General features: G+C 44.5%; 13 protein-coding genes. All 13 read left to right on the forward strand.

The genetic code is table 11. From position 1 onward, the window contains the following. Nucleotides 1-9: 9 nt before the first annotated feature. The 13 genes from sucA (at nucleotide 10) to AC0J2X_RS08165 (ending at nucleotide 26,602) form a co-directional block, all read left to right on the forward strand. Entirely contained in the window at nucleotides 10-2,829 is a 2,820-nt protein-coding gene (gene sucA / locus AC0J2X_RS08105; RefSeq protein ID WP_069944318.1) for a 2-oxoglutarate dehydrogenase E1 component, read from the forward strand. A gap of 9 nt (nucleotides 2,830-2,838) precedes the next feature. Continuing rightward, nucleotides 2,839-4,350, forward strand: a complete 1,512-nt coding sequence (gene odhB, locus AC0J2X_RS08110) for a 2-oxoglutarate dehydrogenase complex dihydrolipoyllysine-residue succinyltransferase (protein WP_069944319.1) — start codon at nucleotides 2,839-2,841, stop codon at nucleotides 4,348-4,350. A gap of 152 nt (nucleotides 4,351-4,502) precedes the next feature. Next, complete coding sequence (gene sucC, locus AC0J2X_RS08115) at nucleotides 4,503-5,669, forward strand: ADP-forming succinate--CoA ligase subunit beta (RefSeq protein WP_014949450.1); 1,167 nt, start codon at nucleotides 4,503-4,505, stop codon at nucleotides 5,667-5,669. After that, nucleotides 5,669-6,541 carry a succinate--CoA ligase subunit alpha gene (gene sucD / locus AC0J2X_RS08120; RefSeq protein ID WP_012518366.1) on the forward strand — a complete coding sequence of 291 codons (873 nt, stop codon included), beginning with the start codon at nucleotides 5,669-5,671 and terminating at the stop codon, nucleotides 6,539-6,541. Before sucC ends, sucD begins: the two co-directional genes overlap by 1 nt. Before the next feature lie 328 nt (nucleotides 6,542-6,869). Continuing rightward, entirely contained in the window at nucleotides 6,870-9,731 is a 2,862-nt protein-coding gene (locus AC0J2X_RS08125) for a TonB-dependent receptor (RefSeq protein ID WP_069944320.1), read from the forward strand. A 130-nt stretch (nucleotides 9,732-9,861) separates the two neighbouring features. Next, nucleotides 9,862-11,382, forward strand: a complete 1,521-nt coding sequence (locus AC0J2X_RS08130) for a tryptophan halogenase family protein (RefSeq protein ID WP_069944321.1) — start codon at nucleotides 9,862-9,864, stop codon at nucleotides 11,380-11,382. A gap of 290 nt (nucleotides 11,383-11,672) precedes the next feature. Further along, complete coding sequence (locus tag AC0J2X_RS08135; protein ID WP_069944322.1) at nucleotides 11,673-14,723, forward strand: TonB-dependent receptor; 3,051 nt, start codon at nucleotides 11,673-11,675, stop codon at nucleotides 14,721-14,723. Nucleotides 14,724-14,806: 83 nt separating this feature from the next. After that, a complete protein-coding gene (locus AC0J2X_RS08140) occupies nucleotides 14,807-19,138 on the forward strand; it encodes an alpha-1,6-glucosidase domain-containing protein (protein WP_472995934.1) in 4,332 nt (1,443 codons plus the stop codon). A 166-nt stretch (nucleotides 19,139-19,304) separates the two neighbouring features. Further along, nucleotides 19,305-20,165: a patatin-like phospholipase family protein gene (locus tag AC0J2X_RS08145; RefSeq protein ID WP_014949455.1), complete on the forward strand. Its 861-nt coding sequence runs from the start codon at nucleotides 19,305-19,307 to the stop codon at nucleotides 20,163-20,165. Nucleotides 20,166-20,948: 783 nt separating this feature from the next. Further along, nucleotides 20,949-21,437 (forward strand): RNA methyltransferase, encoded by a 489-nt coding sequence (locus tag AC0J2X_RS08150; RefSeq protein ID WP_207198495.1) that lies wholly within the window; start codon nucleotides 20,949-20,951, stop codon nucleotides 21,435-21,437. A 96-nt stretch (nucleotides 21,438-21,533) separates the two neighbouring features. Then, a complete protein-coding gene (locus AC0J2X_RS08155; RefSeq protein WP_061485863.1) occupies nucleotides 21,534-22,430 on the forward strand; it encodes a PEP-CTERM/exosortase system-associated acyltransferase in 897 nt (298 codons plus the stop codon). 122 nt (nucleotides 22,431-22,552) lie between these two features. Next, nucleotides 22,553-24,505 carry an alpha-amylase family protein gene (locus tag AC0J2X_RS08160; RefSeq protein ID WP_069944323.1) on the forward strand — a complete coding sequence of 651 codons (1,953 nt, stop codon included), beginning with the start codon at nucleotides 22,553-22,555 and terminating at the stop codon, nucleotides 24,503-24,505. A gap of 156 nt (nucleotides 24,506-24,661) precedes the next feature. Further along, nucleotides 24,662-26,602, forward strand: coding sequence for a glycoside hydrolase family 13 protein (locus AC0J2X_RS08165; RefSeq protein ID WP_069944324.1), 1,941 nt, complete (start codon nucleotides 24,662-24,664; stop codon nucleotides 26,600-26,602). Nucleotides 26,603-26,627 lie beyond the last annotated feature (25 nt).

Genomic DNA, 26,627 nt, shown 5'->3' on the forward strand with positions numbered 1-26,627 from the left:
GCAAATTAAATGCAAGAAAGCGTGATGAAAGCGTGGTGGGATTCCTCGCACATGGCAGGTGCCAACGCTGCCTATGTTGAAGAGTTGTATGAAACTTATTTAGAAGACCCGCAAAGTGTCTCTGAAAATTGGCGACAAATCTTCGATAACCTCCCCAAAGTCGATGGCGTAGAGTTAGAAACCAATCATACAACAATTAAAAATCAATTTAGGCAACTTGCTGCGTTAGGGCCAACCGCCCGCATGTCTAGTCCGTCTGTGCCTTCTGCAAATGTTTCAGACGACAGGCAAGTTAAAGTTCTTCAGTTAATCAATGCGTTCCGCTTCCGCGGTCATCAGCACGCAAACCTTGACCCGCTAGGTCTATGGAAACAAGAGCGTGTACGCGATTTAGAACTTTCTCACCACAGCCTTTCTGAGCAAGATTTCGATTCAGTATTCAATGTAGGTTCGTATGCTATTGGCAAAGATTCAATGCCATTGGGTGAACTGTTTAAATCGTTAAACCGCACATACTGTGGCTCTATCGGTGCAGAGTACATGCATATTACCGATACTGAACAGAAACGCTGGTTGCAACAAAAAATTGAATCTGTCCAAGCAAAGCCTGAAATTTCTCGCGACGAAAAGCTAGGAATTCTTAAAGGTCTTACTGCGGCTGACGGAATGGAAAAGTACTTGGGTTCTAAATTCCCAGGGGCAAAGCGTTTCTCTCTAGAAGGCGGCGATGCACTTATTCCTATGCTGAAAGGTTTAATCACCAAGGCTGGCACTGCAGGTACCAAAGAGGTGGTTATCGGCATGGCTCACCGTGGTCGTTTGAACGTGCTAGTTAACGTATTGGGTAAAAACCCATCGGTGCTGTTTGATGAATTTTCAGGTAAGCACGACGACTCACTAGGCGCGGGTGACGTGAAATACCACGCAGGTTTCTCGTCTGACTTCGCAACACCTGGCGGCAATGTTCACTTAGCACTAGCGTTTAACCCGTCTCACCTTGAGATTGTAAACCCTGTAGTTATGGGGTCTGTACGTGCACGTCTTGCGCGTCGCAATGATGACACGAGTACAGTACTGCCTATCACTATTCACGGTGACTCGGCAATTGCTGGTCAGGGTGTAGTACAAGAAACCTTCAACATGTCGCAAACTCGCGGCTTTGCTGTAGGTGGTACGGTTCGTATTGTGGTAAATAACCAAGTTGGTTTCACCACATCGAAGACTGAAGATACCCGTTCAACGCAATATTGTACTGACATCGCGAAGATGGTACAGGCACCGATTTTCCATGTGAACTCAGACGATCCAGAAGCGGTTGCCTTTGTTACGCAGCTTGCGCTTGAATACCGCAATAAGTTTAAGAAAGACGTTGTAATTGATTTAGTTTGTTACCGTCGTCATGGTCACAACGAAGCGGATGAGCCAAACGCCACGCAGCCGTTGATGTACCAAAAAATTAAGAAGCACCCGGTTCCACGTGTTCTTTATGCTGACCAGTTAATAGCTGAAGGTGTGATTGAACAACGTGACGCAGACCGCTATCTTGAAGAATATCGTGAAGCGCTCGACCACGGCGCGTGCGTTGTTGAAGAGTGGCGTCCAATGACAGAGCACAGCGTTGACTGGTCTCCATATCTTGGTCACGACTGGGATACGCCTTACGATGGTTCGCTTTCAGTTGAGAAGCTCAAAGAGCTAGGTGAGTCAATCACTACTATTCCTGAAGAGCACAAGCTTCAGTCTCGCGTAAACAAGCTCTACCAAGACCGTAAAGCGATGGTTGCTGGCGAGAAAATGCTTGATTGGGGCATGGCTGAAAACTTGGCCTATGCAACTATCGTTGATGCCGGCGAAGATATTCGTATTACCGGTCAGGATTCAGGCCGTGGTACTTTCTTCCACCGTCACGCGGTGTTACACAATCAAAAAGATGCGTCGATATATATGCCACTACAGCATGTTCGTGAAGGACAGGGCGAGATCGAAATTTACGACTCTGTGCTTTCAGAAGAAGCGGTTATGGCATTTGAGTATGGTTATGCGACAGCGGAGCCTACGTGTCTGACTATTTGGGAAGCCCAGTTCGGTGACTTCGCTAACGGCGCTCAGGTTGTATTTGATCAGTTCTTAAGCTCAGGTGAAGCGAAGTGGGGCCGTTTGTGTGGCCTAACCGTTTTACTTCCACATGGTTACGAAGGCCAAGGCCCAGAGCATAGCTCTGCACGCCTTGAACGTTTCCTTCAAATGTGTGCTGATCATAACTGGCAAGTGTGTGTACCTTCTACACCTGCACAGGTTTACAATATGCTTCGTCGCCAGGTGGTGCGCCCTATGCGTAAGCCACTTATCGTTATGTCGCCTAAGTCATTATTACGTCATCCTCTTGCGGTATCTTCACTTGAAGAACTAGCAGAGGGTAAATTCCATAACGTAATCGGCGAAATTGATGATATCGATCCGAAGAATGTGAAGCGTGTTGTTATGTGTTCAGGCAAGGTTTACTACGATTTGTTAGACCAACGCCGTAAAAATGAGCAAACAGACGTTGCAATCATCCGTTTAGAGCAACTTTATCCATTCCCACAAGAAGAATGCGCTAAAGTTGTGGCACAATACAGCCACGTAAAAGATTGGGTTTGGTGTCAAGAAGAGCCTCAAAACCAAGGCGCTTGGTACTGTAGCCAACACCATTTCTGGCAAGCAATTCCAGATGGTGCAAAATTAACATATGCAGGCCGTGATGCATCCTCGTCACCTGCAGTAGGTTATGTATCCGTTCACAACCAGCAACAGAAAGCCCTGGTTGAAAACGCACTCACAATTAAATAAGGAACAGTAATGACAATTGAGATAAAAGTTCCGGTTCTACCTGAGTCAGTTGCCGATGCCACCATTGCAACCTGGCACGTAAAGGCCGGTGACGCAGTTAAACGAGACCAGAACCTGGTTGATATTGAAACTGATAAAGTGGTTTTAGAAGTTGTGGCGCCAGCGGACGGTACAATTGGTGAGATCCTAAACGAAGAGGGTGCAACTGTTTTAGGCGAGCAAGTTATTGCTAAATTAGAAAAGGGTGGTGCTGCTGCACCAGCTGAAGCTAAAACAGAAAGCAAGGCAAAAGACGAATCAAAATCAGAGGCGGCTCCAGCGGCTTCTGGAAAAACATCTGATGTTAAAGTACCAGTACTTCCTGAATCTGTAGCTGACGCGACAATCGCAACGTGGCACGTAGCTGTAGGTGAAGCAGTTTCTCGCGACCAAAATTTGGTTGATATCGAAACTGATAAAGTTGTTCTTGAAGTTGTTGCTCCTGCAGACGGTTCTCTTGCTGAAATTATCGCAGAAGAGGGCGCAACAGTTACTGCTGAAGAAGTAATTGCAAAATTTGTAGAAGGTGCTGCAAGCGGCGCTTCTGCTCCAGCAGCATCTAGCGAAAGCGACGACAGTGACGACAGCAGCGATGCGCTTAGTCCGTCTGTACGTCGTCTACTTGCTGAAAAAGGCGTAGACGCAGCTAAAGTGAAAGGCACTGGCAAAAATGGCCGCATCACTAAAGAAGACGTAGAGAAATACCTTAAAGGCGGCGATAGCTCAGCGAAGGCTTCAACAGCAGCTGCTGAAGCACCAGTTGCAGATTTACCAACTGGTAACCGTACTGAAAAGCGTGTTCCTATGACACGTCTTCGTAAGACAATTGCAAATCGTCTTCTTGAAGCGAAGAACTCTACGGCAATGCTAACAACGTTTAACGAAGTTAACATGAAGCCAATCATGGATCTTCGTAAGCAGTATCAAGACAGCTTCGAGAAGCGTCACGGTATTCGTCTTGGTTTCATGTCTTTCTATGTGAAAGCGGTAACTGAAGCACTTAAGCGCTTCCCTGAAGTTAACGCGTCTATTGACGGTGATGATATTGTTTATCACAACTACTTCGACGTATCGATTGCTGTTTCTACACCACGCGGCCTTGTAACGCCAGTACTTAAAGATACTGACACACTAGGCATGGCAGGTGTTGAAAAAGGAATTAAGGAACTAGCACTTAAAGGCCGTGACGGTAAGCTGTCATTGGCTGAACTACAAGGTGGTAATTTCACAATCACCAACGGTGGTGTGTTTGGTTCACTAATGTCTACACCAATCATTAACCCGCCACAGAGCGCTATCTTGGGTATGCATAAAATTCAAGATCGCCCAATGGCTGTTAATGGCAAAGTAGAAATTCTACCAATGATGTACCTAGCGCTTTCTTATGACCACCGTATTATCGATGGTAAAGAATCAGTAGGTTTCTTGGTAACCGTTAAAGAGATGCTAGAAGATCCAACACGTCTACTTCTAGACGTATAAGACTTTCGTCTCACGGAATTGTGGTTAGGCGTTTAGCTTGTGTATGCTTGCTTTGCGCCTAACGCAACGCTGATATTTGCCCTATAATATCAGTCAAACTAATCAAGTCGCATTTGCGGCTTTTGTCTTACTAAAAATCGGATAGAAACACCATGAATTTGCATGAATACCAAGGTAAGCAGCTATTCAAAGAATACGGTTTGCCTGTTTCTGAAGGATACGCAGCAGACACTGCTCAAGGTGCTGTAGAAGCCGCTGACCGAATTGGCGGAAACGAGTGGGTAGTTAAGTGTCAGGTACACGCGGGCGGTCGCGGTAAAGCTGGCGGTGTAAAGCTAGTTAAAAACAAAGACGACATTCGCGCTTTCGCTGAAAACTGGCTTGGCAAAAATTTGGTGACTTTCCAGACTGACGAAAACGGTCAGCCTGTGAGCAAAATCCTAGTTGAATCTTGCACAGATATCGCTAACGAGCTTTACCTTGGTGCAGTAGTTGACCGTACAACCCGTCGCGTTGTATTCATGGCATCTACTGAAGGTGGCGTTGAGATTGAAACTGTTGCAGAAGAAACTCCAGAGAAAATCCTTAAAGCTGAAATCGACCCAATTGTAGGTCCTCAGCCTTATCAAGCGCGCGAAATGGCGTTTGCTCTAGGTCTTTCTGGCGTACAAATCAAGCAATTCACTCAAATCTTCCTTGGCCTAGCTAAGATGTTTGAAGAGCTTGATGTTGCGCTTATCGAAATCAACCCGCTAGTTATCAAAACTGACGGTAACCTACACTGCCTAGACGCGAAAGTAGGTATCGATGGTAACGCGCTATATCGTCAGCCTAAGCTGAAAGATATGCAAGATCCTTCGCAAGAAGATGCGCGTGAAGCTCATGCTGCTCAGTGGGAACTAAACTATGTTGCGCTAGACGGTAATGTAGGTTGTATGGTTAACGGTGCAGGCCTAGCAATGGGTACTATGGACATCGTAAACCTACACGGTGGCAAGCCAGCTAACTTCCTAGACGTTGGTGGCGGCGCAACTAAAGAGCGTGTAGCTGAAGCATTTAAAATCATCCTTTCTGATGACAATGTTAAAGCGGTATTGGTTAACATCTTCGGTGGTATCGTTCGCTGTGACATGATTGCAGAAGGTATCATTGGTGCGGTTAAAGAAGTTGGCGTAGAAGTACCTGTAGTTGTACGTCTTGAAGGTACCAATGCAGAGCTTGGCCGTGAAGTTCTAGCGAACTCTGGTCTAGATATCATTGCTGCTGAATCGCTAACTGATGCAGCGCAGAAAGTTGTTGCTGCAGCGGAGGGCAAATAATGTCTGTATTAATTAATAAAGATACTAAAGTAATTTGTCAGGGTTTCACTGGCGGTCAGGGTACTTTTCACTCTGAGCAAGCAATTGCTTACGGTACGCAAATGGTTGGTGGTGTAACACCAGGTAAAGGCGGTACTGAGCACCTAGGTCTTCCAGTATTCAATACTGTACGTGAAGCGGTAGAAGCAACTGGCGCAACTGCAACAGTTATCTATGTACCAGCACCTTTCTGTAAAGATTCAATTGTTGAAGCTGCAGATGCGGGTATCGAGCTAATCGTATGTATCACTGAAGGTATCCCAACGCTAGATATGCTTTACGTTAAAGAATACGTAGAAGCGAAAGGCGTTCGCATGATCGGTCCAAACTGCCCAGGTGTGATCACTCCTGGAGAGTGTAAAATTGGTATCATGCCTGGTCACATCCACAAGCCTGGTAAAGTAGGTATTGTTTCTCGCTCTGGTACACTTACGTACGAAGCGGTTAAGCAAACCACTGACGAAGGTTTTGGCCAGTCTACTTGTGTTGGTATCGGTGGCGACCCAATTCCTGGTTCAAACTTCATCGACATCCTTCAGATGTTCCAAGACGATCCACAAACTGAAGCTATCGTAATGATCGGTGAGATCGGTGGTACAGCTGAAGAAGAAGCTGCAGCGTTCATTAAAGCTAATGTAACCAAGCCTGTTGTTTCTTACATTGCTGGTGTTACTGCTCCTCCAGGTAAGCGTATGGGTCACGCTGGTGCAATCATCGCAGGCGGTAAAGGTACTGCTGATGAGAAATTCAAAGCACTAGAAGACGCTGGCGTTAAAACTGTACGTTCACTTGCTGAAATCGGCAAGGCGCTTCGCGAGACTACAGGTTGGTAAGCTAACGCTTAACAATTTTTTGATAAAAGCCCGCTTAAAGCGGGCTTTTTTGTGCGCGCTTATTAACAACTCGGCAGAAACGCATGTAACAAAATTACAACTATCTGCCGTAAAAGCCCCTTACAATCCATATTGTGTTGTTAAATTACATAAAGGCCTGCGTATTCTTTGTTAACGGCGTGTTGCACGAATTTTATTGAATACGTATGCAGGCAATTGTGCAAACCCTAGGTCCTCTATAGCATTATGCCGACGAGATGTATTGTCATTTAATTGTCATAAGAACAACAAAAAGACAACAACTATAACCGTATGGGACACCCGTTTTATGAAACAATTTAAACCCAACCTAATTAAAGCTGCGCTTATTTCAGGCGGTATGGCGTTTGGTAGTACACCAGCATTTGCACAAGATGCAAACACTGATGCTGTTGATGAAGCAAATCTTGAAGTAATTCAAGTTAGCGGTATTCGCGGCAGCTTACAGCGTGCTCAAGCAATCAAAATGGATAACACCTCAATTGTTGAAGCGTTATCAGCAGAAGATATTGGTAAGCTACCAGATACCAGTATTGCAGAATCAATCGCACGTCTTCCTGGTGTAACTGGTGAACGTCGTAACGGTCGTACAAGTGGTATCTCTGTTCGTGGTTTTAACGAGAACTACGTTGGTACGTCACTGAACGGTCGTGAGCTTCTAGGTATGGGTGATAACCGTGGGGTTGAGTTTGACCTTTATCCAACGGAAATCATTTCAAACATTCTGGTATACAAAACACCAGAAGCGGGCATGACTACCCAAAATATCGGTGGTTCAATTGACCTTCAAACGGTTAAGCCTCTAACGGCAGAAAGCACGTTTACCGTAAACGGCACGTTCGAAAAGAATGCTGAAGACTCTCCAAACCCAGATTTTGACAACGACGGTCACCGCATTTCTGTAAACTTTGTCGATCAATTTGCCGACGATACGATTGGTTTAGCGTTAACTGTTGCGAGCATGGAGTCTCCGCGCCAGGAGCAACACTTCCGCGGTTGGGGTTACGCCACAGTAAACACTACACCAGAAAACACGTTTGACGATAACGGAAATCCTCTTTGGAACCCTCGTCGCTATGATGGTCAAGACACTGTAGACGTTCCTGATGGTACTGTTGTATTGGGCGGTCACGATTCATTCCAGCGTTCAGCAATGCTAGAACGTGACTCAATTGCCGCTGTAGTCCAGTGGGCACCTACCGATAAGCTCAATATCCAACTAGATGCGCTTTATATCGATTTCGTTGAAGACGATGTACGCCGTGGTCTTGAAGAAGGCGGTGCAGAGTGGGGTACAAGCGCTTACACAATCACTGGTGTTGAAAATGGTCTGGTAACCAGCGGTTACACTGATGGTTTCTATAGCGTTGTACGTAACGATGCGCGTCGTCAAGAAGCAGACCTAACCACAGTAGGCATTAATGCTGAATACCAAATCAACGACTCTTGGACACTAGAACTAGATTACTCTACCGGTAAAGTTGAAAAAGAAATTGTCGATGTAGAAAGCTACTCAGGTGTAGGTCGTGCTGGTACTGAAGGCCGTCCAATTACTGCACGTAGCTGGGAAATGACATCTTCTGGTGTAATGTTCTCTGATCACCCAACTATTGCACCGGTTGACCTTACCGACCCAACACTTATTAGCCTTGCAGGTCCACAAGCATGGGGCGCACGTCCGTTACTTGAGTCTGACGCACAGGATGGTTTCGTAAACCAGCCGCTTTTCGAAGAAGAGCTTGATACCCTTCGTTTCGACGTTAAAGGCTATGTAGATTGGGGTGTGGTAACTGGCCTATCTGCTGGTGTTGTATATTCTGACCGTTCTAAATCTAAAGACAATAACGGTGCCTACCTAACAGCGCCTTCGTATCCTGGAAATGCTCCTATTCCTGAAGTGCTAGGCGTAACGAACCTTAACTTTATTGGAATTGACGGCGTGCTAGCGTACGACTCGCTAGGTCTTTTCGAAAGTGGTTATTACGATGAAAGCGATGCAAGCCGCGTTCAAAACGATCGCTTAGGTGATACTTATACCGTTGATGAAGAGCTACTTACCCTTTACACCAAACTAGACTTGGAAATGGAAGTTGGCGATGTTTGGGTTCGCGGTAACGTAGGTCTTCAAGTTGTTAGTGCCGACCAGCAGTCAACAGGTTTCTTTGCAACTTCAAATAGAGAAGGCTTTACTGTTGCTAACCCTGTATCTGGTGGTGCTGATTACACTGATGTTCTTCCAACACTTAACCTTTCAGCAGAAGTGGCTGAGGGGCAGTTTGTACGCTTAGGCTTGAGTAAAGTTATTTCTCGTCCGCGTATGGATGACATGCGTCCAAATACTCAGGTTACGTTCTCATTCAACGATAACCAAATTACTAGCACTGAAATTGAAAATGGTCCATGGGGGGGTAGTGCTGGTAACCCTGAATTGCGTCCGCTTGAAGCTAACCAGTTTGACCTAGCCTATGAAAACTACTTTGCTGATACGGGTTATGTTGCTGTGTCTTTCTTCTATAAAGACATTAAAAACTGGCACCGTAGCACGTCTATTGTAGCTGACTTTACAGAATTCTATATTCCAGAAGTTCACCAAGGTTCAGAGGGCCAAACTCCTGTATTGTTCACTGGCCAAGTAGGCAGTGTTCTTGATGGTTTCGAAGGCTTTGTTCGCGGTTACGAATTACAAGGCTCACTTCCATTTGACATGATCCACGATTCACTTGAAGGCTTCGGCTTGTTCGCAAGTGCCACCTTTATGGATGGTGAAGTTGACGCGGCTCCGGGGCAAACTGAAACACGTATTCCTGGACTATCTGAAGAGTCTTACAGTATGACTTTCTTCTATGAGAATGCTGGTTTCGAATTCCGTCTTGCGGCAACAAAACGCGATCAGTACCTAACTGAAGAACGTGGTGTTAGTTTGGCGTTAGTTGACGCAACGAAGCAAGGCGGTACGCTTGTTGATGCGCAAATTGGCTATGACTTTAGCGAGTCTGGTATCGAATATCTAGAAGGCCTACGTGTTACTTTACAAGCACAGAACCTGACTGATGAAGATGATATTCAAGCGTCAGCGGCTGACGGCCGTCAAATCACGCAGTTCCAAACTTATGGAACGAACTACTTGCTAGGATTTAACTACAAGTTCTAATTTCTTCGTGTGTGTAAAGCCACCTGCTGCTTTTTGTTTTAGCTTGTGCTAAAAGAGAGAGCAAATGGTGGCTTTTCTTTTTGTATGAAAGGAACCCTTCAAAATTTTTGGTACGAATTGCGAGAAGTTTATGCAAGATCCTCATAATAAACCGATAAAGCGTGTAGTGATTGCCGGCGGTGGAACGGCAGGTTGGTTAGCTGCATCATTAATGAAAAAGGTGTTGGGTAAAGCAGTTGATATTACTCTGGTTGAATCTGAAGCGATTGGTACGGTCGGTGTTGGTGAAGCTACCATCCCCCCAATACGCCTAGTAAACCAAGTGTTAGGTATCGACGAAGCACAGTTTCTTCATGATACTAAAGCAACGATAAAACTTGCTATACGGTTCGAAAATTGGAAAACGAAGGGTGAAAGCTACTATCACACCTTTGGTGCGCCGGGCAAAAGCATGGCGTTTTGTCATTTTCATCACTATTGGGTAAAGGCGCGCCAGCAAGGCCTAAAAGACGACCTGTGGGATTTTGACCTAAATTACCATGCCGCTGAAGCGGGACGATTTGCGCAGATAAATGCCAAAGACCCAGTCGTTGAGCTACCTTTCGCCTATCATTTTGACGCCAGTTTATACGCTCAGTATTTACGAAAGCTGAGTGAAAATATGGGAGTTGTACGCAAAGAAGGCAAAATTTCACGTGTTCAACGTTTTACCGACAGCGGTTTTATTCAAGCTCTTCACTTAGAAAGTGGGGACGTGGTTGAAGGGGACTTATTTGTTGATTGCACAGGCTTTAAGGGGCTATTGATAGAGGAAGCGCTGGGCGCTGGTTACGACGATTGGTCTCACTTACTTCCTTGTGATAGTGCCATTGCTGTACCGTCTGAGCGACATGAAAAAACTGCACCTTACACGCGCTCTATTGCCCACGATGCGGGTTGGCAATGGAGGATCCCACTGCAACACAGAAATGGTAATGGCCACGTATATAGTTCACGCTATATCACTGATGATCAGGCCTGTGACACTTTGTTGTCAAACTTAGATACCAAACCATTGGGCGACCCTAAACTGATAAAGTTTACGACGGGTAGACGACGTAAGCAGTGGTACAAAAACGTAGTAGCAGTAGGTCTATCAAGTGGATTCTTAGAGCCACTTGAATCTACCAGTATTCACCTCATTCAATCTGCAATTGTTCGTTTAATTCAGTTGTTTCCCCACAATGGTTTTGTACCGTGCTTGGAAACGGAATATAACAAGCAGTCTGAATTAGAGTTTGAACAAATCCGAGATTTTCTTGTTTTGCATTACACCGTAAATGAGCGAACCGATAGCGCCTTTTTCAATGATATGCGAAATATTACTTTGCCCGATTCCCTAGCACATAAAATTACGTTGTTTAAAGAAAGCGGAAATCTGCTACGAGAACAAAATGATCTATTCCTTGAAAGCTCATGGCTACAGGTCTTGTACGGTCAGGGGATTACTCCTAAGGATTATCACGGTTTGGTAAACAGTGTGCCTGAAGTTCAGTTAAATCAAATGTTAACAAGGTTGTTGGAAATCAAAAAAGAGCCCATTGCTAAGTTGCCGACACATGACGAGTATATAAATGGGATGGTTGCAAAGTATAAGCGCGCAATGAGTTGAATAGTTTCATATGGTTAGAAGTGCTGCGAACGAACGCATTAGCTAACTAAACAGGTAAAGGATAAAGCAGCCAAAAGGCTGCTTTATTCGTTTTTAAGGATGAATTGTTACAATTATGCTGGTTTTCTACTGGTAAATTAAAAATATGTTGCGCTGATGTAAATGAATACGTATGCATAGCATTGCTCCCTTTTTATACAAAACAGTAGTATTTGGTGTTGAACCATAAGAGGCATTTTTGGGTGTGGTAGTCCTAAAAGTGTCGATAATAAACAAGGAATGGGACACCAATGAAAACATTCAAACCCAGCACTATCATGGCGGCCTTGATAAGTAGTGGGGTCGCGTTTAGCGCAGCTCCTCTTTACGCCCAAGAGTCACCAGACACCTCAATGGAGGAAGTTGAACGACCACAAGAAGATACCCTAGAGCGTATTGAAGTACGTGGTTTTAGTACCAGCTTGATCCAATCACTAAACCAGAAACGCTTCTCCGATACGGTTTCTGAACAAATATCTGCAGACGATTTGGGCGGACTTCCCGATGTGTCGATGGCGGATGCACTGACCCGCTTGCCGGGTATCTCTGCGGTAAGAACCGGGGGCCAAGCCGCGCAGATAAACATTCGTGGTCTATCCGGTGACTTTGTGTTTTCTACATTAAACGGTAGAGAGCAGGTATCGACCAGCGGAAGTCGGGCAATTGAGTTTGATCAGTATCCTTCAGAGCTTATTAGTGAGGCAGCGGTTTATAAATCACCCAAGGCATCGCTTATTGAGGGGGGTATAGCGGGTACGGTAGAACTTAAAACTGCATCACCACTTGCCATTGAAGATCAGCATAAATTCAGCGCCAACATGCGTGGCATGTACAACGATAGAGCGTCAGAGGTGAGTGATGCTACAGAGTATGGACATAGACTGAGTTTTTCATATCAAGGTAAATTCCTTGACGATACGCTAGGTGTATCATTAGGTTATGCTCGTTTATTCCAACCGAGCGTTTCTACTCAATTCATTGGTTTAGCTTATAACGGTCAAGTTGATGTAGACGGACTTGAAGGTGATATAGACGGGCCTGCAGATTGCCCCAATTGTGAACTCATTTCAGAAGGCTTTGAAATGCAGCACAAGGGCGGGGAAGAGACGCGCGATGGTTACGTTGCCGCGTTTGAATGGGCACCTATCGATACCTTTACACTTAAAGCTGATGCTTTTATCTCGAAATTTGACTCCGAAGCCTTTGCTCGCGGGTTTCGCGTTAAGCTAGGTGGAATAAACGCTGGTATAACTAATCCTGTAGTAGTAAATAACAGCGTAATTGGCGGCACATTTTCTCGTACAGACAACAGCTTTACCCGTGTTGAGTTGGTAAACGACGACAATCAAGATTTTGACAGTGTTACCAACTTAGGCGTGAATGCTAGCTGGGAAATATCGCCAGATTTAGCGGTTCAGTTTGACGTCTCCCGCTCAAGTGCTGAAAGCGACTTTAGAAACGGCTTACTGTGGTCGCTTGTTGGCGAAGACGCGACAGCGGCAAACCCCGTGTTCGACGAAAACGTTCAAATTTCTTATTTGCTCAACGGACTAAACTTACCTGATATCGGTTTTAATCAAAGTGATACTTTTACAGACTTAGACCGTGTAATGGTAAGTAAATACGGCATTTACCCGTATGAAAACAAAGATGAGTTAGACGCCTATCGCGTAGACTTCCAATATTATGTTGATGTGCCAATCATTTCAGGCTTTGAATTTGGCTATCGTTACTCAGACCGGGAATATAACAATGACCGCTCTGTGTTTGAATACGGAAACGATAGTGCATTCTCAGTAAGCGAACCGCCACTTCAGTTAACTTCTGATATGGTCGAAGAGGTAAATTGGAGCGGTGATTTTGGTTATTTTCCAAGTTATCTTTCCGTTGATCTAGAGAGTGCACTTAATGCTTGGTTTCCAAACGGTAGGCCACAGCCTGTTCAAACGTGGGGACCTGGCGCTGCCGGCGTTATTAATGGTCCAGGTACAGGGCCAGCTACTGCGTGGACGCTACAAGAAAGTGGCGATGTATTTGAAACTGTGAATTCTGCTTACTTGATGGCAAACATTAATACAGAAATTGGCAGTATCCCTGTTACAGGTAATGTTGGTGTTCGTTACGTTAAAAGTAAACAAAGTTCAACGACGCTACAGCGTGCTACTCAGTTAATTGAAGACCTTGAGACCGGAACATCGGTTGAAGTTAGTGACCCTACGGCTGGTGCACAAAACATTACCGACGACGTAGGGTTAATTAATAACTTTTATCGCCCAGCGTTGATAAGTCACGAATATTCTGACGTTTTGCCTTCAATTAACCTGAACTTTAAACTTACAGATGACACGCAACTTCGTGTAGCTGCTGCAAAAGTGATGGGCAGAGCGCCAATAAACCGTTTTGCCGCAAATGCGTCAACCACTATTGAAACGGTTACCGCTTTCCAAGACAGAGACTCGGGTGAAATTACGCTTTCCAACCCTACGGCAAGGGTTAGTGGTAGCGCCCGTAACAGCCCTTATTTAGAACCATTCTATGCAACTCAATACGACGTTTCGTGGGAGTATTATTTCTCAGATACGGAAGGTGCATTAGTTGTTGCTGGCTTTTATAAAGACATTGAATCGTTCGTAGAAGACATCGAAATAGAGCCTTATGATTTTGAAGCAAACGGCATTGTAATTCCTGATAACGTAAGTGTGCCGGTTTACTTGACGCCAGAGTTTGCAGGACAGGAAGCCGAACTCGCGCTTGATGAAAATGGCGACCCCATCTTTATTACCGTCCCTACTGAAAATGGTAGCTACAGCACAGCCGTAAACAATGCCGAAGGTGGCTATATTCGCGGTTTAGAAATCGCCTATACGCAAATTTATAGCATGCTGCCTGGCATGTGGTCAGGCTTAGGCGTTAGCGCAAGTTACTCTTACACCGAAAGTGAAATTCAGCGCACGCTAGGTGATGACGTGTATGCCGCTAACTTACCAGGTCTTTCTGAAAACGTTGCTACGCTAACTGTGTTTTGGGAATACGAAGGTTTTGAAACTCGCTTGTCTAGCCGATATCGCGATGCATTTGTTTCGCAGCAAGTAGCGGTAAACGACCAGGTGGTTAACTTTGACGAAGAATTGGTTATTGATTACCAAGCGTCGTACGAGATTAACGACAATTGGAGCGTACTATTTCAAGTTAATAACCTAACAGACGAGCCAACGAAGAGCTATTTCTCATCAGAAGAGCAAACCGGCACTATCCAATACTTTGGAACGCAATATTACCTAGGGATGACATATCAACTATGAAAAACAGCATCTTAGGTAATTTATTTAGCAACACGAAGGAATATTCGGTTGCCAAAAGTAGCGAAAATATTCAGGAGAATTCTATGTTTACTAAAAAAAGAGTAGTGCGCGCTGCGTTACTCGTAGTAGGCGCTTATACACTTGCAGGTTGCGGTGGCTCGGGCGTAGAGTCGGGCACCAACGATCTGCTTACCTGTGAGGTTCCAAATGTACCTAATTCAACAGGTACGGCTTGTGAACCGCCACCACCTATTCAATGCGATGCGCCGCTCGTACCTAATGAAGCGAACGATGCATGTGAAGCCGGTGCTGATCCAAGTTTACCTGCACCTGTATTTACCCCTTCATCTAATCAAGCTGTACTTTATTATAATCGGGCTGCTGTTGACGCTGATAACTCAAGTAACGATGCAGCTTATGAAGGCTGGAGACTACATACTTGGAACAATGACGAGTGTGATGCTTATGCTGACGCAGACACGGATTGGGCCAACGGTCGCATTCATAGCGGCATCGATCCAAACTATGGTGCGTATTGGATTCTAGACCTTAAAGAAGGGTATGGAAGCTGTCACAATTTCATCATCCACAAAGGCACTGACGATGCCGGAAAAGAAATGGGGGGCGGAGACTTCCAGGGTTCTTTAGTACAAGATGATGAAACCTTTGTACGCATGAATTTTACCCTTTCTGGTGAGCCAACCATATTTGAGTTCCCCATAATGTCGCTTGGTCCTCAGCCGGTTGATATAGAAGGCTTTGGTGCCCATTGGCTAGATGCAAACACCATTTTATGGGATGTTCCCGAAACGGTTTCAGAGGTAAAGCTTCACTACTCAGCCCAGGCTGATTTAGAGAGCACACTTGATGAGGGGATCAACGGTACTCAAGTAACCTTAATGAGTACAACGCTTACCGAGGAGCAATCTACCCGCGCGCCGCACTTATCTGCTATGCAAGCATGGGAAGGTGACTGGTCGGTAGAAGATGCCAAAACGGTATTGACGACACAAGCGGTTGTTGGCGGATATGATGCTGAAGGGACGCTAGTAGCAGCAACAGGTATCCAATTGGCTAATGCTATTGATGCTCTGTACACCTTAGGAGAAGACGATGCTGATGAAGCTCAACTTGGGGGCATCTACACTGACGCAGGTATAACTGCTGCACTGTGGGCACCTACTGCTTCAAATGTTGACCTTTTACTTTATAATGACAACAAGACATTAAACCAACGTATTGAAATGGTTCGTGACGATACCTCAGGTGTTTGGCGCCATGAAGGTGATATGTCGCTTGACCGTCAGCTTTACCGTTATGAAGTCACTGTTTATCACCCGATAACGGGCAAAGTAGAGACACTGCTTGTAACAGACCCATATTCTGTATCACTAAGCACAAACGGCCGTTTCTCTCGCTTTGTAAATCTAGCGGATGATGATTTAAAACCACAAGGCTGGGATACTCATACTATTCCGACGGTTGAAAATTATGAAGATGCAGTCATTTACCAAGGACACGTTCGTGACTTTAGCGTACGTGATATGTCTACGTCTGAGGAAAATAGAGGTAAATACCTTGCCTTTACTGAAGAGGGCACAGCACCGGTTGAGCACCTTAAAAAGCTTGTTGAAGCAGGGCTTACTTACTTCCATATACTTCCAGCAAATGACATCGCAACCATTGACGAAGACCCTACTAAGACCGTTGATTTGTATGATACGGTAGGCAAATTGTGTCGCTTAAACAGCGGTGCGGCAGTGTGTGAAGAAGAAAGCGCAAACGCACTGCTAATCGATGTTTACAATTCTTATGATCCACTATCTGAAGCGGGCAAGGCACAACAGCTTACTAATGATTTGCGGAATCTAGATACGTTCAACTGGGGCTATGACCCCCATCACTTTAACGCGCCAGAAGGAAGTTATGCGTCAAGTGCAGAAGGTGTTGAACGCATTGTAGAAATGCGCGCAATGATCCAGGCGCTTCACGAGATGGGACTTCGTGTTGCATTAGACGTTGTATACAACCACACCAATGCATCGGGTGTTTTCAGCAAGTCAGTTTTAGACAAAGCGGTACCGGGCTACTATCACCGTTACGAAGTGGATACTGGTGCGATTGTTCGTGAAACATGCTGTGATGACACCGAACCTCGTAATGTCATGATGGAAAAATTCATGAAAGACTCACTGCTTATGTGGACTGAACACTATAAGTATGACTCTTTCCGTTTCGACATTATGAGCCAAGCCACTAAGGACACCATGGTGCGCTTGCGTGATGCTGTTCATTCTATTGACGAAGATAATTACTTTTATGGGGAAGGTTGGACCAAAATAGACCGTGGTTACGAGCAAGCGAGCCAGCTCAATATGGCTGGTACCGAGATTGGTACCTATAACGACCGTATTCGAGAAGCTATTCGCCAAGGCGCTATCTTTAGACCGGAAGATGAAGGGCTATTAAGCGCGCAAGACCGTGTAAAAATGGGCATGATCGGAACGTTAAAAGACTATGTTTTGGAGACGTCTTCAGGAAGTGCAGGCGCTACCAGTAACTTAGGCGGCTATGCAGAAGATCCTGCGGATATCATTAACTACGTGTCGAAGCACGATAATGAAACACTGTGGGATCAGTTAAACTACACGCTTCCACAAGATATTACTCTAGAACAGCGGGTTCGTGCCCAAAATGTAGCAATGGGTATTAACCTTGTATCTCAAGGCATCCCATTCCTACAGATGGGCGGCGACATGCTTCGCTCCAAATCAATGGATAGAAACACTTATGATGCCGGAGATTGGTTTAACTATGTGGATTTCACTTACGAGACCAATAACTGGAATGTAGGCTTACCGCTAGCACAGGACAATGAAGCCCGTTGGGAAGAAATGGGTGAGTTTATTTATAGTCCGAACCGCGCTGCGTCGATGGCAGATATCATGTTTGCCTCAGACGTCTTTGCAGAGTTGCTAAACATTCGTATGACAAGTCCATTGTTTAGATTGACCACCGCTGAAGACATTATCGATCGTATTGGTTTCCACAATATCGGCGAACGCCAGCAGCGTGGCCTCATTGCGATGAGCATTGATGACGGCGTATCGGAAAACAGTGAAGTACCTCGCCTAGATTTAGACATGATGAATGATGCGGTTATGGTGCTAGTGAATACAGGGTATGAAGAGAAGTCTATCACGGTAAACACAGCAACAGGCTTTTCGCTTCACGCCACACAAATGAATTCTGTCGATGCAGCGGTACGCGGCGCCACATTTGTAGAAGGTGAAGATGGTAATGGAACCTTTACCGTTCCTGCACTAACTATTGCTGTTTTCGTAAAACCACAGTCTGGAGCTCAAGGTTATGGTCTATCAGCGTATGCCACGTCTGGTGCGCCTGATGTTGTTCCTTTCGGCGACACCATCGCTTACCTGCGTGGAGATATGAATGGTTGGTCAACGGATGATGCATTTACCTATCAGGGTGACGGTAAGTACACCGTAACAGCTACACTTGAAGGTGGCGTTACATATGGATTCAAATTCGCATCTGAAGATTGGAGTACAGTGAACTTTGGTGCAGCGGATGGTGAAGAAGGTACAGTAACAGCGGGTGAAGAAAAGGTTCTTGCACGTACTAATACCAACCTTTCATTTACACCAGCGACGAGCGCGACCTACCTGTTTACTATTGATGCGACTGATAGCGAAGCACCAATCCTTATGATTGAAAACGAAGAGCCCTATGTTGGCACACCAGTGTATCTTCGTGGTGCAATGAACGACTGGGGTACGGCTGAGGAGTTTGCGTACCAAGGCGGACGTATTTACACTTTCTCTCGTGATGTTGAACCAGGAACTTACGAGTTTAAGGTTGCTTCAGAAGATTGGAGTACCGTGAACTTCGGTGCGATATCAGCCGATGATTCAGATCGCAACCTTGCGCCTGGTCAGACTTTGGGGCTCGCCGCTACTAACGACAATCTTATTTTGAACATTGAAACCGCCGACCGCTATGTGTTCGTATTCAACGTCACTGATTTAAATGCGCCAACCATTGGTGTATTTAAAGAAGCGTTTTGGGGCGACACTCAAGTTTATATCCGTGGTGGTATGAATGGCTGGGGAGCTGTCGATATGTTTGAATATCAAGGAGAAGGTGTTTATACCGCAGACATTGAATTGAGCGCAGGTAGTATTGAATTCAAAGTCGCTTCTGAAGACTGGTCGACAGTAAACCTTGGCAATCCGAACGATGCAGCAAGCAACGTAGTAACGTCTGGCGAGCCGAAAACACTTGGCGCAAGTAACAATAATCTAATGATTGAAGTTGCAGAGTCTGGTCTATACGAGTTTAAGGTATCTGGCCCTGATGGAAATGCACCTACGTTAACGGTTACGAAAAAGTAAGACCGAATAAACGCTAATTTGGTAAATTTCTAATAAATAAAAATTTAAAAACCGCGACGTAGTTCGCGGTTTTTTGTTTTTGGCATATCTCTTGATTCTCTAGTAGTATCACCATGAAAATAGTGGTCGTACCAGAATGGTTGAATTTATTCAAAAGGAGATGAAAATGAAACGTGCACTTGTTGTTGAAGGTGGCGCTATGCGCGGAGTTTTTGCAGCAGGCGTGTTAGACAAATTCATGGAGCATGACTACCATTCGTTCGACTTCGCGATTGGCGTTTCAGCTGGCGCAACTAATCTTTCAACCTACGTGTCGAAAATGCATGGGCTTAGTAAAACCATCATCACGCAATACGCCACAAAGAGGGAGTTTTTTAGCCCGCTTCGTTTCATAAAAGGTGGGCACATGACAGATGTTCATTGGCTATGGCATCACTCTAAACAGTCCATGAATATTCCTGCACCAGGTGAAAAAAGCAGCATGCCACTGTATGTTGGGATTACTAATGCAGAGTCAGGTGAATGTGAATATATACAAGCCACCAAAGATAATGTTGATGATTTAATGGTAGCTTCCTGTGCGTTGCCAACTGCATACCGAGACGAAATTTCAATAAACGGTACGCGATACCTGGACGGGGGAGTGGCAGATGCAATACCTGCTATCCAAGCATACAAAATGGGTGCGAAGGATATCACGGTCATTCTTTCTCAACCGTTAGGTTTTACAAAACCAGAAGTAAAGTCTGTTTGGCTAATGCAAAAGATGTATGGCAACCAGCCTGCGCTACTCGATAAGATGTTGCAGCGTGCAGCCATTTATAACGAAACGTTAGCTTTTCTCAATAATCCACCCGACGACTGCACAATCCGTGTGATAGCGCCTGACGAAGCTTTTTGCGTTAAGCGTTTAACTATGGATAAGAAGAAGTTATTGCGAGGCTACGGTCAAGGGCGGCGCATGGCAAGACGCTATCTTAAACATTGCTATGAGAATTCAGTGGAAAGACAGCGCAAAAGCGCATAGCTACCAGACTGATTTCTTCTTTCTATACAAAGCCTGTATGCAAATCGCAACAAAAGGCTTATAGAGCTTGGTTTTTTTTCCAAGCTTTTTTTTATCTCCAATAAAACTCTTATTTTCAATATCTTACCCTGTTTCAATTTGGCAACAGTTTAAGCTTAAGTTACTCATTCTTACTTCTAGTACCAGTCCTACACATCGTGAATTGTTGAATTTAGCAACGCTATTTCCCTTACATCGCTTATAACTAGCGCTGTTGTCTTCCCGTTTGAACATAAGTTGCCATATTTCCTATTTAAGTAACATTTTGAAAAAAATCAATTTTTTCGAGTTTATCAAGCATTCTTATGTAAACTTTGCAGGCAATGTGCAATATTTTCATTAAACTGGTCTGCATCTTGCTGAACAGGTGGCAATGAACGCTTTTTTTTAACGATGCGAAGATTTCGGGTGGTTCATTTATCTCAACATTAAATCCTTCTTAAAAAAGGGATTGAGTAAATAGACCAAACTGTCACACGTTATTAAAATATAGAAATTACAATCGACCACGCTTTGCAATATCACGTGCTTCTCGATAACAAGAGGAGACCAATGCTCATTGGCAGAAATGCTCATTGGCATAATTGAATCGCGAGTTTTGTGTCTACCGCTTTTTAGATAAATTTAATCATACTTAAGGTTAGTTTGCGCTAACCTGTCTAGAAGCGTGAGAAAGAACGTGGCAATATCAAATGCTGAATAAAAAATAAAATAAATACAAACGTGCAAATTGCGAATCAGAAAATGTCAATTGGGTTAATAAACCCGAAAAATCCCGTAAATGTTGCTTCTATACTGCGAGCTGCAGGTTGTTATGGTGTGGCCAGCGTTTTTTATACTGGTCAGCGCTATCGATTTGCTAAAGATTTTAATGCGGATACGAAAGCGTTTCATAAAGTCATTCCGACCATTGGGGTCGACGACTTAAAAGAAGTAGTGCCTGAAGGTGCGTCAGTCGTAGCGGTTGAACTGGTAGAGGGTGCTACACCACTACCTTTATTTGAGCACCCGAGTAATGCGTTTTACTTGCTAGGTCCTGAAGATGGCAGTATCGGCGAAGACGTTTTGTCTTGGTGCGATCATGTTGTCTACGTTCCTACCTTTTCATGCATGAATTTAGCGGCCACAGCAAATGTGTTGCTGTATGACCGTCTGTCAAAGTCTGATTACGTAAGTGGGGATGCACTTATCAGACAAAGTAGAGATACGAATAACAAATCTAAGATTAAATAGTAATTAAATAACTAAGGCTGTCGTTGCGAACAGGAAGTTACCCACAAGCCTAATAATAAATTAAATCAGGGGAGCTTTGCGTTGAAGATGAGAACAATGAGCGCAGTTCGAGCGTTTAATGGCGCCGTGTCTAACAAACTGAGTCGACTACCACAAACATTTTCTAGGGTACTCCCTAGTCGTTTCTCACTCGAAGAGAGTATTTCTAATTTCTTCTTTAGCCGTTACGAACTTGTGATTGCTAACGAAGAAAGTGAAAAGCAGGTGAGTTATAAAACGCGACACAAAGTGTATTGTGAAGAAATGAACTTCGAGCAGAAAAATGCCACTGCATTAGAAAAAGATAAGTTTGATGATCGCGCGATCAATTGCTACATCAAGCATTTGCCAACAGGAGAGTGTGCAGGCACGATAAGGTTGGTCTTGCCAACTGAAGCTGGCTTGGCACTTCCATTAGAAGAAAAGTGTGCGGAAGTAATTGGCGATGGTTCATTGCTACCTTCAAACTTGTCTCCACAAAGCGTCTGTGAAATCTCTCGCCTTGCAATACCGAGAGAATTTAGAGTGCGACAGTTACGCTCTAAAATCCTACCCTCTGAAAAAATTGAAAAAGTTAAACAAAAGAAAAATGTTCCATTTAACGTTGAGCATTTTCCTTATCTTTCAATTGCGCTGTACTTAATGGCAACGAGTGTGTGCCTTCATTTAAACGTTAAGCATGCCTATGTGCTTATGGAGCCTAAGTTAGCAAGAAGAATGAAGGCATTCGGTATTCATTTTAATCCAGTAGGTGAAGCTATCGAATTCAACGGTAAACGTATGCCATATAGATTGTCACCGCATGTACTGCTTGATGATTTAGCAAAACCTTTAAAAGGTTTTCACAGAAAGATTCATTCAGAACTAAATAGTGCGTTACAAGCTATTGGCGATGTGGCCGTTCCCACCATTGACCATACTCGAAAGCCTCTTCGCATAGCTCATGCAGCATGACACCATGCTATCTGTAATACTAAGCCGCCTCGTCAGGCGGTTTTTTTATGTTTGAATACGTATGCATGTTTTTTAACATCCAGTTAACGCGTATCCTGTTGGCATAATTTACATTTATCACAATGATTACCATGCCAAATTTCCAATTTCGTTTTTGTCTTAAACCCTTGTCTATTGCTATGCTGTCAATTGGAATAACAGCGTGTACAGGGCCGACCTCTCCAGTGAATAATCAAAAACCGGTGACCAAAGACGCTAGCCTGAAACCATTTGGTCAAAGCGGCGAAAGTTCGACGCTAAACGATTCGGCTGAAAGGCAAGGTAAACCTGTTGTTTATCAAGTTTTTACTCGCTTGTTTGGAAACACGAATACAAATAACCAGCCTTGGGGCACAATTGAGCACAATGGGGTAGGTAAGTTTAGTGATTTTACTCCCGAAGCGCTAAAGGCCATAAAATCTTTGGGAACCAGTCATGTCTGGTATACCGGTGTGCCGCACCATGCGGTGATTAATGACTACACTGATTTTGGTATTTCAGACGACGACCCAGATGTAGTGAAAGGCAGAGCGGGCTCTCCCTACGCAGTTAAAGATTACTACAACGTTAATCCAGACCTAGCCGATGATCCAGCCAAGCGTTTAGAAGAATTTGAAGCGCTAATTGCCAGGACTCACGCAGCGGGAATGAAGGTTATTATCGATATCGTGCCCAATCATGTCGCCCGTGATTACCATTCACTTTCTGCACCTGAAGGTGTAAGTGATTTCGGCGCGCACGACGACACGTCTGTTGAATACGCCCGTGATAACAACTTTTACTATGTAGTAGGTGAAGCGTTTCAAGTGCCCACAGCTGATAACTATCAACCTCTAGGTGGTGAAAAGCATCCACTATCTGACGGTAAGTTCGAAGAGTTCCCAGCAAAATGGACAGGCAACGGGGCTAGAGCTTCGAAACCGGATATAAACGACTGGTACGAGACCGTAAAAGTGAACTATGGCGTGAAGCCTGACGGCACTTACGACTTTCCAGTTTTACCTGAAGAGTACAGTGATAAGTCTTTTGAAGAACATGCCGCATTTTGGCAAGGAAAAGACGTACCAGATTCGTGGTATAAATTCAGAGATATTGCACATTATTGGATAGATAAAGGTGTCGACGGTTTCCGCTACGATATGGCCGAAATGGTGCCTGTCGAGTTTTGGTCGTTTCTAAATAGCAGTATTAAACAAAAGGCACCCAATGCGTTCTTGCTTGCGGAAGTTTATCAACCAGATAAGTATCGCGAGTATATCCACCAAGGCAAAATGGACTACCTTTACGACAAGGTGGGTTTCTACGACACATTAAAAACGATTATGCAAGGGAGTGGAAAAGTAAGCAAACTGGTTACTATTCATGATGAAATCAATGATATCGCCCCGCATATGCTTCATTTTTTAGAAAATCACGACGAACAACGTATAGCCAGCCCCGACTTTGCCGGTAGTGCCCAGAAAGGTAAACCCGCGCTCGCAGTGAGTGCGCTTATTAGCAGTTCGCCTACGCTGTTGTACTTTGGTCAAGATGTGGGTGAAGACGGTAGCGAAGAGACTGGTTTTGGAAATCCAACACGTACGTCAATTTTCGATTATGTAGGTGTTCCTGCCCATCAGCGTTTTATGAACAACGGTAAGTTTGATGCAGGGAAATCTACCGAAGATGAAAAAGCACTTCACCAATTTTACCAAGACGTGATGGCTATTGCTGCCACAAACCCTGCAGTTACAGGTGAATATCAAAGCCTACACGCGCTCAATCTTGATGTGAAAGATTCAGCCTATACTGAGCAGCAATTTGCTTTTGTGCGCGCGCAAGGTGAGCACGGATTTGTGGTTGTGGCTAATTTTAACGATAAGCCTACAGGTGCAATGAAGCTTGTTGTTCCTTCAAATGTTTTAGGTAAAGATAGCGATCGGATTACGCTAGCGCCTATGCTTTCTCATGAAGGCATAACACTAGAAAAAGCGGGCATTAACTACAACGCTTCGTTCTCATTGGAAGGGCTTGAGACTAAAGTATTCGCCTTCTAATTAGGTTTTATCACATGCTGCTGAGTTAACGCGAAACACCATGTTTTTTTACATGGTGTTTCGTGAATACGTATGCAGAGCATTGGTCAGATCGGACGGGCAAGGTAGTATCTCATCACCATCTTGTACTTAACGTATTTTTAACATGGGGTTGATGTGCCAAAACGTAATCGTGTAACTAATGACAGTGGTCATAAAAAAATCCAAAAGCGCGCAATTCCGCTTCTCCTCAGCTGTATCACTACATTTCCTTTGTTCTCAGTTCAATCATCTGCAAACAGTGGCATTGATGTTTACCCGCCGAATTGGTGGGTTGGTATGCAAAACAGTAATGTAGAATTGATGCTTTATGGTGATGGTGTTGCCGATGACACTGTTTCAATAGCGAAAGGCGATGTAAGAGTTAAGCATAGCCAAGCCCTTGATAGTGAAAACTATCTATTCGTAACGCTAGACACGTCGAATGTTAGTGCCCAAGAACTCGTTATCAGGCTTACAGACAGCGATGGTACGACCCGTGATTTAACTTACACCCTGGAAAAAAGAGCACAAGGCTCAGCGTCGCGCGTAGGCTTTGGGCCTCAAGATGCTATTTATCTTATTGCCCCCGACAGATATGCCAATGGTAATAAGGAAAATGATAATGTTAAGGGTTATGGCGATCCCGCAGACCGTTCATTCAAAGGTGGTCGCCACGGTGGTGACATTCAAGGTATTGTTGATAACCTCAATTACATTCAGGATATGGGCTTTACTCAAATATGGACAATGCCCATGCTCGAAAATGCCATGGATAAATACAGTTATCATGGCTATTCCACCACGGATTACTACAAAATAGACCCTCGATTTGGTTCCAATGACGATTTTATTGCGTTAAGTACTGAAGCTAAGTCAAAGGGTCTTGGCATTATAATGGATATGGTACTTAACCATATAGGCAGTAATCATTTATGGATGAAAGATACGCCGTCACACAACTGGATCAATAACAACGGTAAATTTGTAGGGACAACCCACAAGCGTGAAGCTCTTCACGACCCTCACGCCATAGCAAGCGATATAAAAGGGTTTAGCGATGGTTGGTTTGTGCCAACCATGCCGGACTTGAATCAGCGCAATCCGCATTTAGCGAACTACCTTATTCAAAACGCGATTTGGTGGGTTGAAAGCGCTGGGCTAAGTGGAATACGTGTGGATACGTACTCCTATCCTGATAAGGCGTTTTTGAGCCAATGGACAAACCGCATAATGGACGAGTACCCGAATTTCAATATAGTAGGGGAAGAGTGGTCAGTTAACCCCGCAATCACGGCATATTGGCAGGCGGGTAGCCACCGCCACGATGATTACGATAGCGCTCTACCATCGGTTATGGATTTCCCGCTTCAAGCCGCAGTCGTTGAAGCGTTGAGCAATGATGAAAGCTGGAATTCTGGCTTCATCTCTGTATACGAAACCTTAGCTACTGACTTTTTGTATGGCGACCCGAATAATTTGGTCATCTTTCCTGATAACCACGATATGAGCCGCATTTTTACTCAGCTCGGTCATGATAAAGACAAATGGAATATGGCGATGACGCTATTGCTCACTACGCGCGGTATTCCACAAGTTTTTTACGGTACAGAAATTTTGATGGGTAACGAAGGCAGTGAAGACCACGGTATTATTCGTTCTGACTTTCCAGGCGGGTGGCCTTCGGACAATGACAAAAACGCTTTTACCGGGCACGGTTTAACGGATGATGAGCGTTGGGCACAGCAGCGTGTGAAGGGGTTACTTCAACTGCGTAAATCACACCCTATGCAGTTTAAAGGCCTGTTGAAGCATTTTGCACCAGAGAATGGGGTTTATACCTATATTCGAGAGGCAAATGTCGATTCAGTCAGTGGTGCAGATAAATCAAATACCAATCATTCTGATAAAATATTGGTCATCTTAAATAAAAAGCCAGTGGACCTGCCTCTAAATAAGTATGCAGAGGTGCTAAGCACACACCAGACGTTAACACGAGTTAGCGATGGGATATCTTTTAAGACGACGGATACCTTAAGCTTACCAGCAATGTCTGCTAGTGTTTTCATTGTGCAGTAATCGTATTAACTATAGTAAAACAATA

The organism is Alteromonas sp. R7 (genome assembly GCF_055755235.1).